Origin of the sequence: Curtobacterium sp. MCPF17_031, assembly GCF_003234035.1 — a bacterium.
Lineage (GTDB): Bacteria > Actinomycetota > Actinomycetes > Actinomycetales > Microbacteriaceae > Curtobacterium.
On record NZ_QKSG01000011.1, the window covers coordinates 88,630 to 102,175 of the forward strand.

The window sequence follows — 13,546 nt, forward strand, 5'->3', positions numbered from 1 at the left end:
CTCCACGGCACGAGTCGGACGCACCGCTGTCGATCATCCCAGGTCCTGCGCCGGACCGCGCGCGCTCAGCGCTGTGACACCGGGGAGAGCACGAGCTCGTCGATCCGCACGTGCGCCGGGGCGGACAGCACGAACCCGACGGCACGGCTGACGTCCTCCGGCGTGAGCATCACGGCACGTGCCGCGGCGTCCGGCACGCTCGGGCGCTGGTCGAGGAAGTCCGTCGCGACGTCCCCCGGGCAGAGGTGTGTGGCCCGGACGCCGTGATGCGCCGCGTCGACGACCTGCACCACCGCGGTCAGGTTCGTGTCGATCACAGCCCGGAGGTCGGTCATCGACTGGTCGTCCCACCGCCGCCGTGGGGAGTTCAGCCCGGCCGACAGGACGAGCCCGTCGATCCGACCGTGCCGTCCGAGGAGGGTGTCGCGGGCCGTGGTGACGGCGTCCGGGTCGGTGGCGTCGAGGGGCAGGACGTCCGCGGTGCCGCCCGCGGCGCGGATGCCGGCGGCGACCGTGTCGAGACGGTCGGTGCGACGCCCGCTGAGGACAAGCCTCCAGCCCGACCGTGCCGCCACCTGCGCGACCGCGGCCCCCATGCCGCTGCCGCCGCCCGTGACCCACAGGACGCGGTCGTCCGTCGCCGGCTGGTCCGTCGTGCGCTGGTCTGCCGTGCCGTCGTCCGTCATGGGTGGGACAGTAGACGCGTCGGCGTCGACGGACGCCCCGAAGGAGCGACCGATGCACCTCGACCTCAGCGACCGAGTGGTGGTCGTCACCGGCGCCGCCCGCGGGATCGGCCGGACCATCGCGGAGCGGTTCCGCCTCGAGGGCGCGCACGTGGTCGCGCTCGACCTGGCGGTGGCGCTCGCGGACCGCGCGGCGGACGACCAGCCGGGAGGCCCGCCCAGCGTCCCGGACGCCGCCCACCCGCTCGAGGTGCTCGCCTGCGACGTCACCGACCCGGAGTCGGTGCGCGACGCCGTGGACGAGGTGGTGGCCCGGCACGGCACCGTCGACGTCCTCGTCAACAACGCAGGGATCAACGTCGAGGGGCGGGTGGTGGACCTGGAGTGGGACGCCTGGCGACGGTGCATGGACGTGAACCTCGGCGGCACCTTCCTCATGAGCCAGGCGGTGGCGCCCGTCATGCAGCGGGCGGGGCGCGGCCGGATCATCAACGCGGCGTCCTTCGCGGCGATCGTGCCGAGCGTGGGGAGCGCGGCCTACGCGGCGTCGAAGGCGGCGGTCGTGCAGTTCACCCGGGTCCTGGCATCCGAGCTGGGGCCGTGGGGCATCACCGTCAACGCGTACGCGCCGGGGATGGTGCCGACCGCGATGAACGGCTTCGCGACCATGCCGGCCGCCGCACAGGACCGGCTGCTCGACACGCTGTCGATCCGGCGGTGGGAGACGCCGGACGACGTGGCGGACGTGCTGCTCTTCCTGGCGAGCGACCTGGCCGGGTACGTCACGGGGACGCTGCTCGACGTGTCGGGCGGCAAGCTCGCGACCCAGATCCCGTCGCGGGCGTACGAGGGCTGATCCGGACCCGGGCGGTCGCCTCCGCGAGCGGGCGGAGTCGGAGGCAGTCTGGACCATCGCGGCGGACCCTGTCCGCTCGCACAGGATCTGCGCATGCGGCTCTCCGTAGGCTGTGAGGTGCCAAGAGAGCCGGACTGCAGCCCGACCCCCGAGGAGGTGCCCCTGTGTTCACCGTCCTCATCGCGTTCGGCGTCATCGCACTCGTCGTCTCCGCACTCACTCCCCTGCTGGGGCGTCGCGTCTTCTTCGTCGCCGCCCTCGCCCCCACCGCTGCCGCGGTCCTCACCCTGACCCAGACCGCTCCGGCACTCGGCGACGGCGTCACGGAACGCGTGCGCTGGATCCCACAGCTCGCACTCGACCTGGCGTTCCGGGTGGACGCCCTGTCGTGGGTGCTCGCCCTCGTGGTCACCGTGGTCGGCGCGCTCGTGCTCGTCTACTGCGCCTCGTACTTCTCCGACGACGAGCCCGGGCTCGGTCGGTTCGCCGGCGTCCTGACCGCCTTCGCCGGGTCGATGTACGGCCTGGTGATCGCGGACGACGTCATCGTGCTGTTCGTCCTGTGGGAGGCCACGACGGTCTTCTCCTACCTGCTCATCGGGCACGACGCCGTGAAGCGGGCCAGCCGGGCCGCGGCCATGCAGGCCCTCGTCGTCACCACCGCCGGTGGGCTCGCGATGCTCGCCGGGCTCGTCGTGATCTCGGTCGCCGCCGGCACCACGTCGCTGTCCGGGATCATCGCCGCTCCCCCGACCGGCACGGCCGTCTCGGTGTCCGTCATGCTCGTCCTGGTCGGTGCGCTGACGAAGTCTGCGATCGTGCCGTTCCACTTCTGGCTGCCCGCCGCGATGGCCGCGCCGACCCCGGTCAGCGCCTACCTGCACGCCGCCGCGATGGTGAAGGCCGGCATCTACCTGGTCGCCCGGCTGGCCCCGGCCTTCGCGCTGCTCGACGGCTGGCGCGAGACGATCACGGTGCTCGGGGTGCTCGGCATGCTCGTCGGCGGGTACCGGGCCCTGCGGCAGACCGACCTCAAGCTGCTGCTCGCGTACGGCACGGTCGCCCAGCTCGGGTTCCTGGTGCTCGCCGCCGGGTGGGGCGTGCCGGAGATCGCCCTCGGTGGGGTGGTGCTGCTCGTCGCCCACGCCACGTTCAAGTCCACGCTGTTCCTGGTCGTCGGCACGGTCGACCACGTCGCCGGGACCCGGGACCTCTGGAAGCTCAGCGGTGTCGGACGCCGTCTGCCCGGGCTCGCCGCCGTCGCGGTGCTCGCGCTGGCGTCGATGGCCGGCATCCCGCCGTTCATCGGCTTCGTCGCGAAGGAGGTCGTGCTCGGCGGCTTCCTCGAGGAACTGCACGGAACCGACGCCGGGTGGGGCTGGGTCGCACTCGTCGGTGTCACGATCGGTTCGGTCCTGACCGTCGCCTACTCGTGCCGCTTCTTCTGGGGGACCTTCGCCCGCAAGTCCGGGGTCGCCCAGACCGACCCGCACGCGCTGCACGGGCTCTGGGTCGTTCCCACGGTGCTCGGCGTCGCGGGGCTCGTCCTCGGGCTCGCGACCCCGTTCGTCGCGCACGGCTTCGAGTCCGCCGCCACGGCCGCGCGGCACGGTACCGGCGAGGTCCCGCACCTGGCGCTCTGGCACGGGTTCGAGCCGGCACTCGGCATCTCCGCCCTGACCCTGGTCGGCGGTGGCCTCCTGTTCCTGTTCCGCGCCCGGGTCGAGGCCGTGCAACACCGCCTGGCCGGCTCACCCTCGGCGTCCGCGAACTACCGACGGATGATGCGCGGGCTCGACCGGTTCGCGACCTGGCTGACCGCCAGCCTGCAGCGCGGTTCGCTGCCCTACTACCTGACCGTGATCCTGTCGGTGTTCGTCGCCGGTGCCCTCGCCAACCTGGTCGTCGGAGGCCCCTGGGCCTTCCACATCCGGTTCGCCGACACCTGGGGCCAGCTGCCCGTCGTCGTCGTGATGGCGATGGCCGCGATCGCCGTCCTGGCCGCGAAGACCCGGTTCGCCGCAGCCGTCCTGGTCGGCGTGACCGGGTACGGCACCGCGATCCTGTTCCTGCTGCACGGCGCCGTCGACCTCGCGCTCACCCAGCTCGTCGTCGAGACCGTGACCCTGATCGCGTTCGTCCTCGTGCTGCGTCGCCTGCCCCCGCGCATCGGCACCGCCAACCCGTCGCGCTTCCGGGTGCTCCGGGCACTGTTCGCCGCCCTCGCCGGCCTGACCCTGGCGATCGTGGTCGTCGTCGCCGCGTCCGCCCGCACCGCCGAGCCGCTCTGGCCCGACCTGCCGGCGCTGACCAGCTCCTTCGGGCACGGCCTCAACGTCGTCAACGTCGCCCTCGTCGACCTGCGCGGCTGGGACACCCTGGGCGAGCTGACCGTCGTCGTGGCCGCGGCGACCGGTGTCGCGAGCCTGATCTTCGTGCGGTCGCGGGAAGACACCCTGCCGCGACTCCGGGACATGCCGGCCTCGGTCGCGAGCGGTGACGACCGGGCCGACGGCGAGCCGCGGGCCTGGCTGCCGACGAGCGCCGCGATCCCGACCGGACGCTCGGCACTGCTCGACATCGTCGTCCGCCTGCTGTTCCACGGGCTCGTCGTGCTGTCGGTCTACCTGCTCTTCGCCGGACACAACTCGGCCGGTGGTGGCTTCGCGGGCGGTCTCGTCGCCGGTGTCGCCCTCGCCGCCCGGTACCTGGCCGGGGGCCCGGCGGAACTCGGGGCCGCGGCACCGATCCGTGCCGGGCGACTGCTCGGCCTCGGGGTCGCCACGGCCGGCATCACCGCGATCACGCCGATGTTCTTCGGCAAGGACGCCCTGTACTCCGAGTTCTTCGAGGCCACCGTCCCGCTCCTCGGCCACGTCGAGTTCGTCACCGCCACGTTCTTCGACATCGGCGTGTACCTGGTCGTCGTCGGACTCGTGCTCGACGTGCTCCGCTCGCTCGGGGCCGAGGTCGACCGACAGCGTCTCGAGGACCGCCGCGTCCCCACCGCCGACACCCAGGAGGGACCCGCATGACCGTCACCCTCGTCCTCGTCATCGCGATGGCCGTGCTGTTCTCGTGCGGCGTCTACCTGCTCCTCGAACGCTCCCTGACCCGGATGCTGCTCGGGTTCCTGCTCCTCGGCAACTCCCTGAACCTGCTGCTGCTGACGATGTCCGGCGCGGCCGGTGACCCGCCGATCGGCAAGTCCGCCGAGGGGATCACGGACCCGCTGCCCCAGGCGTTCGCCCTCACCGCGATCGTCATCACCTTCGCGGTCAGCGCGTTCCTGCTGGCCCTCATCCACCGCTCCTGGCGGCTGTCGCGTGCGGACGAGGTCGAGGTGGACGAGGCCGACGTCGCGATCCGCACCGACCGCGCCGACCCCGCCGACGACGACCCCGAGCTCGCCGAGGACGACAGCCCCCGACGGTACGACCCGAAGTCCCCCGAGGACGCGGACGACCCGCACGAAACGGCCCCACACCCGACCGAGAGCAGGCCCGCACCGTGACCTCCCTCGTCCCGCTCCTGGTCCTCGTCCCGCTCCTCGGCGCCGCCGTCGCCCTCGGACTCCTCCGCCACCAGCAGCTGCAGCGCGCCATCACGGTCGCGGTGCTCGTCATCGCGGTCGCGGTCGCCGTCACGCTCATGGTCCTGGTCGACCGGCACGGCACCATCGTCGTGCAGGTCGGCGGCTGGCAGGCCCCGTACGGCATCTCACTGGTCGTCGACCGGCTGAGCGCCCTGCTCCTGACGGTGTCGAGTTCGGTGCTGCTCGTCGTCCTGCTGTTCTCCATCGGGCAGGGCCTGGCCGACGACGACGAGGACGCCCCGGTCACGATCTTCTACCCGACCTACCTGGTGCTGGCGGCGGGCGTGCTCGACTCGTTCATCGCCGGCGACCTGTTCAACCTGTACGTGGCGTTCGAGATGCTCCTGGTGGCGAGCTACGTGCTCATCACCGTCGGCGGCAGTGTGCAGCGGGTCCGCGCCGGAACCACCTACATCGTGACGAGCCTGATCGCGTCGTCGATCTTCCTCGCCGCCATCGGCCTGGTCTACGGCGCGACCGGCACCGTGAACATCGCTCAGATCAGCGAGCGGATGGCCGACCTGCCGGAGCACGTGCAACTGCTGCTGCACACGATGCTGCTCATCGGGTTCGGCATCAAGGCGGCCGTGTTCCCACTGGCGTTCTGGCTGCCGGATTCGTACCCGACCGCCCCCGCACCGGTCACCGCGGTGTTCGCGGGTCTGCTCACGAAGGTCGGCATCTACGCGATCATCCGACTCGAGACGATCATCTTCCCGAGACCCCAACTGAACTCGGTCCTGCTCGTGGTGGCGGTGCTGACGATGGTGGTCGGGGTGCTCGGCGCGGTGTCGCAGACCGACGTGAAACGACTGCTGTCCTTCACGCTCATCAGCCACATCGGCTTCATGGTGATGGGCATCGGCCTCGGGTCGGTGGCCGGCACCGCCGCGGCGGTCTTCTACACGGTGCACCACATCGTCGTGCAGACCACCCTGTTCCTCGTCTCCGGCCTCATGGAGCGGGTCGGCGGCACGACCTCGACGCGCTCCCTCGGCGGCCTCCTCAAGGCGGCGCCCCTGCTCGCCGCGCTGTACCTGATCCCGGCGTTCAACCTCGGCGGCATCCCGCCGTTCTCCGGCTTCATCGGCAAGCTCGGCCTGTTCCGGGCCGCGGCCGAGGACGGCTCGCCACTCGCGTACGTGACGATCGGCGCCGGGGTCGTGACGAGCCTCCTGACCCTGTACGCGCTGATGCGCGTCTGGGATGCGGCCTTCTGGCGCCCCGAGCCCGCCGCCGAGGCCGCCGCCCCGCACGCCAGTGTCGCCGAGCCGCACGAGCACCTGCGTTCGCCGGAACCCGCGCCGGTCACGGTCCCCGAGACGGAGACCGAGGGCCGGACAGGAGGCCCGTCCGACACCGGTGCGTCGGCTGCGGTCGTCCGCGCCCCGGCCGGCGACGGCTCGGTCGCGACGCTCGACGACCCGACGCGGTCGGACGCCCACGACCACGGCGACGCACCGTCGACCGAGCACGCCCGGGCGAAGCTGCCACCGATGCTCGTCGTCGTGACCACCATCGCCGTCCTCGGGTCGGTCGCCCTCACCGTCCTCGCCGGGCCGCTCTACGGGTACGCGACCCGCGCCGCCGAGTCCCTCGAGTCGCCCGACCGCTACGTGCAGGCCGTGCTCGGGGGTGAGGCGCGATGACCGACGCCCGACGCTTCACGAACGCCCGCCGGATGGCGCTGGCGTGGCGCTACGACGTGCCGCTCGTCACCGGGCTCACGGTGCTGTGGGCGCTGCTCTGGGGGAACTGGACACCGCTCACGTTGCTCTGCGGCGTCGTCGTCGCGCTGCTCGTCACCCAGTCGCTGCCGCTGCCGCCGGTCCCGCTGTCGGCACGGTTCTCGATCGTGCACGTCGTCTGGTTCCTGCTCGTCTGGGCGGGGTACGTCGTGCTCGCGTCGTTCCGGGTCGCCTGGGTCGCGGTCCGGCCACGAGGGGTCCGGACGAGCTCGATCGTCCTCGTCCAACTGCACACCACGTCGGAGATGACCTTCACGCTGTCCACCATCGCGATCTCACTCGTCCCCGGCTCCTACGTCATCGACGAGGACCTGCGCCGCCGACGCCTGCTCCTCCACGTGCTCGACACCGAGCGCATCGAGCAGGTGGACGCCGCCCGACGCGAAGCGCACCGGATCGAGGCGCTCGTGATCCGTGCGATCGGCTCAGCGCAGGACGTCTCCGAGCTGTCCGAACCGCTGCCCGAGGTGGTCCGGTGAGCGCCGCCGTCGTCGTCATGGCGGTCGGGATCGCCCTGGTCCTGGCGTTGCTCGGCGCGACCCTGGTCCTCGCGGTCGGCCGGATCGTCCGCGGCCCCACCATCCTCGACCGGATGATCGGGTCCGACATGGTGCTCACCACCGTCCTGCTCGTGATCGCCGCGTCGATCGTCGTCCGCCAGGACGCGAGTGCCGTGCCGGTGCTCGTCGTGATCGCCGCGACGAGCGTCTTCGCGACCGTCGCCGTCGCGCGCGCGGTCACCCCGTCGACCGACCCGGACGACGAGGGCATGGACGCGACCACCCCGGAGCACGCCGTGCAGGCAGCAGACGGAGAGGCCGCGGTCGGCGGTCAGGACGAGCCCGATCACAGCGCGGGAGGGCAGCGATGACCGAGATGACGGACATTCTCCAGGCATTCCTCGACGACGCCGGCATCCGGGCGTGGATCGCCCTCGCGCTGCTGCTCGTCGGGGCTGCGCTGTCGCTCGGCGCGGCGATCGGCATCGTCCGGTTCCCCGACCCGCTGGTCCGACTGCACGCGATGTCGAAGCCGCAGGTCCTCGGTCTCGCCTGCTGCCTGGCGGCTGTCGTCGTCGCGGTGTGGACCTGGTCCGTGCTGTGGATGGTGATCCCGGCGATGGTGTTCCAGCTCGCACTCGTGCCGGTGTCGACGCACATGATCGCCCGCGCTGGACTGCGCTCGGGCGACTACCGGCACGAGGACCTGCTGGTCGACGACACCGAGACGTGACAGATCACGTCGAAGGCCTCCCGGCTCCCACTCGACGCGGTCCGTCCCACCCCCCCGGATGGCCAGGGGGTCGATGCCCAGCCCGCACGCTGTTCCAGGACCCTCGCGATGAGTGTGATGAGGGGCATGACAACCACCACGGCAACCGCCCCTCCCCAGGTCGACAGCGACACCGCCCTCGCGCTGCTCGACGTCACACGCACACACGGCACCGGTGAAGCCAGTGTCACCGCACTGCGGAACGTCACCCTCGAACTGCCGAAGGGCACGTGGACCGCGATCATGGGCCCTTCCGGCTCGGGGAAGTCCACGCTCCTGCAGATCGCCGCCGGCCTCGACCGGGCCGATTCCGGTCGGGTGGTCCTCGGCGGGACGGACATCACCGAGGCAGACGACCACGAGCGCACGCTGTTGCGCCGGAACCGCATCGGCTTCGTGTTCCAGACGTTCAACCTCATCGCATCACTCACAGCCGAACAGAACGTCGCCCTGCCTCTGGAGTTGGCGGGACGACGCCCGTCGCGGCAGATGATCCGCGACGCTCTCACACGGGTCGGCCTCGGCGAGCGAGCGGGTCACCGGCCACGGGAGTTGTCCGGAGGTCAGCAGCAGCGTGTCGCGATCGCCCGTGCGATGATCACCGCACCCGAGGTCCTGTTCGCGGATGAGCCGACCGGTGCTCTCGACTCCGGTGCCGCGCGGGTGGTCCTCGCCATGATGCGTGAGATGACCGACGCGGGACAGACCATCCTGATGGTCACCCACGATCCTGCCGCTGCCGCTGCCGCTGACTCGACGGTGTTCCTCCGTGACGGGCGCTTGGTCGACTCCCTCGTGGGCGCCGACGCATCGGCGATCGCGAGCCGCCTCGTGTCCCTGGAGACGGGACGATGAACGGGATCGCGTTGCGAGGCTTCCGCGAGCGCTGGCAGACCTACGTCGGCGCGGTCGTGACCGTTGCGCTCGGTGTCGGACTCGTCCAGGCGTCCTTGCTGCTCCTGCTGTCCGTCCTCGGCATGCAGCCTCCTGCTGGCGCTGACGCGCTGACCCAGGCACGGTTCGACGGCAGCACCATCGTCGCGGTGACCGTGGTCTCGGTCACCCTGGGCTTCGCCGCATTCCTGGCTGTCTTCATCATCGCCTCCACGTTCGCCTTCTCGGTGGACGAGCGACGACGAGACCTCGCTCTCCTGCGGATCGTCGGTGCCGAGGTCGGGCAAGTGCGACGGATGCTCCGGGGCGAGGCACTCATCCTCGGTCTCCTGGGAGCCGCCATCGGTGTCCCGGCCGGCGTCGGGCTGATGCAGATCGAGACGCGCATGCTCGTCGATGCCGGGTTCGTGCCGCAGGGGTTCGCCCCGGTCTGGCAGGTGTGGATCGTCCCCGCGTCCTTGGCGTTCGGTGTCGGTCTCGCGTTCGCAGGAGTCACCGTCGCTGCACGCCGCGCCGCCCGTATCGAACCCTTGGACGCCGTCCGGGCGGTGGGTGCAGCAGCACGACCGATGACGAGAGCACGATGGACCGCAGGACTCGGGTTCTCCGCGGCGACCGTCGCCCTGGTGGTGCTGGCACCCGCCGGCGGCCTCGCAGGAGGGCAGGCGATGGCCATGTCCGCCGGCATCACCGCCGCCCTCGCGATCACGATGACGGCTCCCGCGCTCGTGCCGGTCGTGGCCACGATCCTCCCCCGCCCTCGCTCGGCCGTCGGTGTCCTCGCCTTCGCGAACCTCCGGGACGCCCGGAGCAGGTCAGCGTCCACGGCCACACCTCTCATCGTCCTGCTGGCGCTGGTCCTGAGCCAGCCGATCGCGATGTCGTCCTTCACCGACGCGGCGACCGCGCAGATCGCGCGCGGCACGCACGCCGACCTGGTGCTGGAGAGCAGCGGCTCGCTCGCGACAGACCCGGGGACGATCCCGGGGGTGGTGAGCGCGTCCACCGAGTGGACGGTGCCGGTGCGGATCCAGCCGTCCGGGTCATCGATCTCGGGCATGCCGGAAGACCTGGCGGGCACCGCCCTGCCGATCACGACCGAAGCCCTCGTGATGGACCCCGGGACGTTCGCCACCGCACATCCCGGAGCTCGGGAGGCACTCCAGGACCTCGGCCGTACCGCTGCTGCACCCGGACCTGGTGCCGCGGGGCTGGGACTGGGAGATGCAGGAACGGTCAGCATCGGCGACCGTCACCTCGGGTCGGTCCGGTTCGGCACTCCGGTTCCAAAAGGCAGCGCTGGGCAGGTCGGGATCGTCGTACGACGGGACTTCGTGCCGGCGGACATCCTCGAGGCCAGCCCGGCCACCACCTTCGTGGAGATCCGGTCCGGAGCGGATCGTCGTGCAGTCAGTGCTGCGCTCGCTGACCTCGGCTCGGTGACCGACATGCGCACGTGGGTCACGGAAACCGGCTCCGCTGGTCAGGACCAGAACGCGCAGGTCCTGGTCGTCGTCATGGCCGTCGGTGCCCTGTACGCGGTCATCGGCATCCTCAACGCAGTCGCCATCGCCGCGTCAGGCCGACGCCAGGAGTTCGCGGTTGCGCGAGCGAGCGGCATGACCCGAGCCCAGGTCCTGACAGCGGCAGCTCTCGAGACGCTCCTGGTCGCCGGATCGGCCGTGGGCTTGGCCCTCACTGCGAGCGTGATGACGGTGTTCGCCGTGCTCATGGGAACAGCGCAGGCCACCGGAGCAGCGACGCTGGACATCCCGTGGCCACTCGTGATCGCGGCGGGTGCGGGAGGTCTCGTCCTGACCGGAGTCGCTGGGCTGGTCGCCGCGGCCGTCGCAACCCGGCAGCAGCCCGCCGCACTCCTGTCGGCGCGAGGATGAGTGCATGACGAACCGACCACAGCCGTACGTCAGCGAATGGCAGAGTGCACCCCGACGCGCCTGGTACCTCATCACGGCGCTCCCGGTCGACCTCGTCGGCTTCGTTGTCGTGGTACCGCTGCTGTGCCTGGGACTCGGACTGAGCATCGTGTGGGTCGGGCTGCCGCTGCTCGCGCAGACGGTCCGGCTCGGCGGGCTCCTGGGGACCGTCGCGCGCCGCCGCGCCGCACAGGTCGGCTCCGTTCCGAGTCCCCCGGACTGGACGATCGGCACCGCTTCCCCGCGGGGAGGAACCGCGACGGGGCCGTGGCTGCGCATCACCGCACCGCTCGGCGACACCCGGAACTGGGCGTACACGGCTCACACGCTGGCGACCTTCCCGCTGGCCGTCGCCACATGGGTGGCGACGGTCGCGTGGGGCGCCACCGCCATCGGTGCTGTCACGTTCCCCGCGTGGGGCGGGCTGGTCACCCAGCAGGACGACGTCTGGCTCGCACGGGTGGCTGCCGGCATCGGCGACAGCGGTCAGTGGACGGGGCTCGTCGTGCGCCCGGTCGTCATGGTCCTCTGGGGGCTCGCCCTCGTCGTGACGTTCCCCCTCGTCCTGCACGTCCTGACGGCGGCGCACCTACGCCTCGCCGCGCTCCTGCTCGGCGAACGGGAGAACGCCCGGCTCCTGCGCGGCGCCCAACGCGCCGAATCCGGTCGTCGTGCTGCCCTCCTGGCCGAGGACGCCTCACTCCGTCGACTGGAACGGGACATCCACGACGGCCCGCAGCAGCAACTCCTCCGACTGCAGTACGACCTCGCCATCGCCCTCCGCCGCCTCCCGGACGACACCCCTGCAGCGGAACGACTGGTCGCCGAGTCGCTCGAACGCGCGAAAGCGGTGCTCGAGACGATCCGGAACCTCTCGCGCGGACTCGCCCCACCGATCCTCCAAGACCGTGGTCTCGCAGCCGCGATCCGGTCCCTCGCGGACGACAGCGTGGTACCGACGACAGCCGAGGTCCGCCTCGACGACGCGGGCCCCGGTCTCGGGGCAATCGAGAGGAGCGCGTACGCGATCCTCTCCGAACTCGTCACCAACGTCGCCAAGCACGCCGATGCCAGGGCCGTGGAGCTCCGAGCAGTTGCAGGGTCGGACGGGAACCTCGAGCTCGAGGTCCGTGACGACGGCCACGGCGGCGCGCTGATGGACGAGGGGCACGGGCTCAGCGGCCTGCGTGCTCGCGTCGAAGGCCTGCAGGGAGCCCTCTCCATCAGCAGCCCTCCGGGAGGCCCGACCAAGGTCCTCGTCACGATCCCGATCCCGCAGGATGCCGACCCGGACGAGACCCCTACCCTGGCGTCGTGACCCTCGGACAAGAACCACCTCCCCACCAGTTGCGCCTCGTCCTCGCGGAAGACTCGCTCCTGCTCCGGGAAGGCACCGTCCGTCTGTTCGAAGAGGCCGGGTTCGCCGTTGCCGGCTCGTACGGGGACGCGGACAGCCTCCTCGCCGATCTCGGGACGGTCCGGCCCGACGTTGCCGTCCTCGACGTCCGGATGCCACCCACGTTCCGCGATGAAGGTCTCCGGGCTGCGGTACGGATCCGGACCGAGCACCCCGAGGTGGCCGTGTTGCTGCTCAGCCAGTACGCAGAACTGGATTACGCCCGGGAACTCCTCGCCACCGGAGAACACCACATCGGGTACCTCCTGAAGGACCGCATCTCCTCGATCGACGAACTCAAGGCGGACGTCGTCCGGGTCACCCGTGGCGGTCTGGTCCTCGACCCACAGATCGTCCAGCGCCTCTTCACCCGACGCACCGATCCGATCGAACGCCTGACTCCGCGCGAACGGGACGTCCTCCGCCTCATCGCGGAGGGGCACACCAACCAGGCGATCGCGCATCGGCTCGGGCTCGCGATCGCCTCCGTCGAGAAGCACATCGGCTCCATCTTCGCCAAGCTGGATCTCGAGCCGACCCCCGACGGGCATCGTCGGGTGCTCGCCGTCCTCGCGTGGCTCCGAGCAGGAGGAGTGTGAACGAGGACGCCTCGAACGAGGTCACAGCGCTGCCCGAAGGGAATCCCGGATGACTCCACCGACCGAACGCTTCACGATCGTCCGCAGCAGCCGCAGCGACTGGCAGCAGTTCCGTGACCTACGCCTCCGGATGCTCGCGGACACGCCGCTCGCCTTCCTCGAGACCCTCGAGGGAGCTCAGCAGGTCGGTGACGACGAGTGGCGTCGACGTGCCGGCGGTGGAGCCGACAACGGAACGGCGTGGTTCGTCGCCGTCGACACGTCGACCGGCACGTGGGCCGGGATCATGGGCGGTCGCATCGAGAACGAAGCGCCCCTCCTGATCGGCGTCTTCGTGGATCCCGACTCACGAGGCCGGGACGTCGGCGTCACGGACGCGCTCCTCGACGCGGTGGAGGACTGGGCACGTGAGCGGGGCCAGCAGCTCTTCCTGCACGTGCACGAGGACAACCCGCGAGCCATCGGCTTCTACCGCCGTCGGGGATTCACGCCGACCGGTCGGCGATTGCCCTACCCGTTGCCGCCCGCCGGCGAGGAACTGGAGCTCGTGAAGAGTCTGCAGTGAA

The 13,546-nt window shown here is 71.2% G+C and carries 13 protein-coding genes; 12 read left to right on the forward strand and 1 reads right to left on the reverse strand.

Going from position 1 to position 13,546, the window contains the following annotated elements:
• Positions 1 to 65 precede the first annotated feature (65 nt).
• Positions 66 to 686: an SDR family oxidoreductase gene (locus DEJ31_RS14845; RefSeq protein WP_111122235.1), complete on the reverse strand. Its 621-nt coding sequence runs from the start codon at positions 684 to 686 to the stop codon at positions 66 to 68.
• Between the two features lie 52 nt (positions 687 to 738).
• Between DEJ31_RS14845 and DEJ31_RS14850 the strand changes: the two genes are divergently transcribed.
• The 12 genes from DEJ31_RS14850 (at position 739) to DEJ31_RS14905 (ending at position 13,545) form a co-directional block, all read left to right on the forward strand.
• Positions 739 to 1,542, forward strand: a complete 804-nt coding sequence (locus DEJ31_RS14850; protein WP_111122236.1) for an SDR family NAD(P)-dependent oxidoreductase — start codon at positions 739 to 741, stop codon at positions 1,540 to 1,542.
• 164 nt (positions 1,543 to 1,706) lie between these two features.
• Positions 1,707 to 4,577, forward strand: a complete 2,871-nt coding sequence (locus DEJ31_RS14855; protein ID WP_111122237.1) for a Na+/H+ antiporter subunit A — start codon at positions 1,707 to 1,709, stop codon at positions 4,575 to 4,577.
• Positions 4,574 to 5,056, forward strand: coding sequence for a Na(+)/H(+) antiporter subunit C (locus DEJ31_RS14860; protein WP_111122238.1), 483 nt, complete (start codon positions 4,574 to 4,576; stop codon positions 5,054 to 5,056). Before DEJ31_RS14855 ends, DEJ31_RS14860 begins: the two co-directional genes overlap by 4 nt.
• Positions 5,053 to 6,786, forward strand: coding sequence for a Na+/H+ antiporter subunit D (locus DEJ31_RS14865; RefSeq protein WP_111122239.1), 1,734 nt, complete (start codon positions 5,053 to 5,055; stop codon positions 6,784 to 6,786). The genes DEJ31_RS14860 and DEJ31_RS14865 overlap by 4 nt, the downstream gene beginning before the upstream one ends.
• A complete protein-coding gene (locus tag DEJ31_RS14870; RefSeq protein WP_110903861.1) occupies positions 6,783 to 7,364 on the forward strand; it encodes a Na+/H+ antiporter subunit E in 582 nt (193 codons plus the stop codon). Before DEJ31_RS14865 ends, DEJ31_RS14870 begins: the two co-directional genes overlap by 4 nt.
• Positions 7,361 to 7,756: a sodium:proton antiporter gene (locus DEJ31_RS14875; RefSeq protein WP_181421579.1), complete on the forward strand. Its 396-nt coding sequence runs from the start codon at positions 7,361 to 7,363 to the stop codon at positions 7,754 to 7,756. Before DEJ31_RS14870 ends, DEJ31_RS14875 begins: the two co-directional genes overlap by 4 nt.
• Complete coding sequence (mnhG, locus tag DEJ31_RS14880; RefSeq protein ID WP_111122240.1) at positions 7,753 to 8,118, forward strand: monovalent cation/H(+) antiporter subunit G; 366 nt, start codon at positions 7,753 to 7,755, stop codon at positions 8,116 to 8,118. Before DEJ31_RS14875 ends, mnhG begins: the two co-directional genes overlap by 4 nt.
• Positions 8,119 to 8,244: 126 nt before the next feature.
• A complete protein-coding gene (locus DEJ31_RS14885) occupies positions 8,245 to 9,012 on the forward strand; it encodes an ABC transporter ATP-binding protein (protein WP_220033201.1) in 768 nt (255 codons plus the stop codon).
• Complete coding sequence (locus DEJ31_RS14890; protein ID WP_111122241.1) at positions 9,009 to 10,946, forward strand: FtsX-like permease family protein; 1,938 nt, start codon at positions 9,009 to 9,011, stop codon at positions 10,944 to 10,946. The genes DEJ31_RS14885 and DEJ31_RS14890 overlap by 4 nt, the downstream gene beginning before the upstream one ends.
• A 4-nt stretch (positions 10,947 to 10,950) precedes the next feature.
• Complete coding sequence (locus DEJ31_RS14895) at positions 10,951 to 12,303, forward strand: sensor histidine kinase (RefSeq protein WP_110903865.1); 1,353 nt, start codon at positions 10,951 to 10,953, stop codon at positions 12,301 to 12,303.
• On the forward strand, positions 12,300 to 12,980 hold the full coding sequence (locus DEJ31_RS14900) for a response regulator transcription factor (protein WP_258366328.1): 681 nt from the start codon (positions 12,300 to 12,302) through the stop codon (positions 12,978 to 12,980). Before DEJ31_RS14895 ends, DEJ31_RS14900 begins: the two co-directional genes overlap by 4 nt.
• 49 nt (positions 12,981 to 13,029) lie before the next feature.
• The gene (locus DEJ31_RS14905; protein ID WP_110903867.1) at positions 13,030 to 13,545 is read left to right on the forward strand and encodes a GNAT family N-acetyltransferase; all 516 of its coding nucleotides are present in this window, start codon (positions 13,030 to 13,032) and stop codon (positions 13,543 to 13,545) included.
• Position 13,546 lies beyond the last annotated feature (1 nt).

What these genes read in the sequence shown, in the direction of transcription:
- DEJ31_RS14845 (WP_111122235.1), bottom strand. Translation starts at nt 686, where the DNA reads ATGACGGACGACGGCACGGCAGACCAGCGCACGACGGACCAGCCGGCG.
- DEJ31_RS14850 (WP_111122236.1), top strand. Translation starts at nt 739, where the DNA reads ATGCACCTCGACCTCAGCGACCGAGTGGTGGTCGTCACCGGCGCCGCC.
- DEJ31_RS14860 (WP_111122238.1), top strand. Translation starts at nt 4,574, where the DNA reads ATGACCGTCACCCTCGTCCTCGTCATCGCGATGGCCGTGCTGTTCTCG.
- DEJ31_RS14870 (WP_110903861.1), top strand. Translation starts at nt 6,783, where the DNA reads ATGACCGACGCCCGACGCTTCACGAACGCCCGCCGGATGGCGCTGGCG.
- mnhG (WP_111122240.1), top strand. Translation starts at nt 7,753, where the DNA reads ATGACCGAGATGACGGACATTCTCCAGGCATTCCTCGACGACGCCGGC.
- DEJ31_RS14885 (WP_220033201.1), top strand. Translation starts at nt 8,245, where the DNA reads ATGACAACCACCACGGCAACCGCCCCTCCCCAGGTCGACAGCGACACC.
- DEJ31_RS14890 (WP_111122241.1), top strand. Translation starts at nt 9,009, where the DNA reads ATGAACGGGATCGCGTTGCGAGGCTTCCGCGAGCGCTGGCAGACCTAC.
- DEJ31_RS14895 (WP_110903865.1), top strand. Translation starts at nt 10,951, where the DNA reads ATGACGAACCGACCACAGCCGTACGTCAGCGAATGGCAGAGTGCACCC.
- DEJ31_RS14905 (WP_110903867.1), top strand. Translation starts at nt 13,030, where the DNA reads ATGACTCCACCGACCGAACGCTTCACGATCGTCCGCAGCAGCCGCAGC.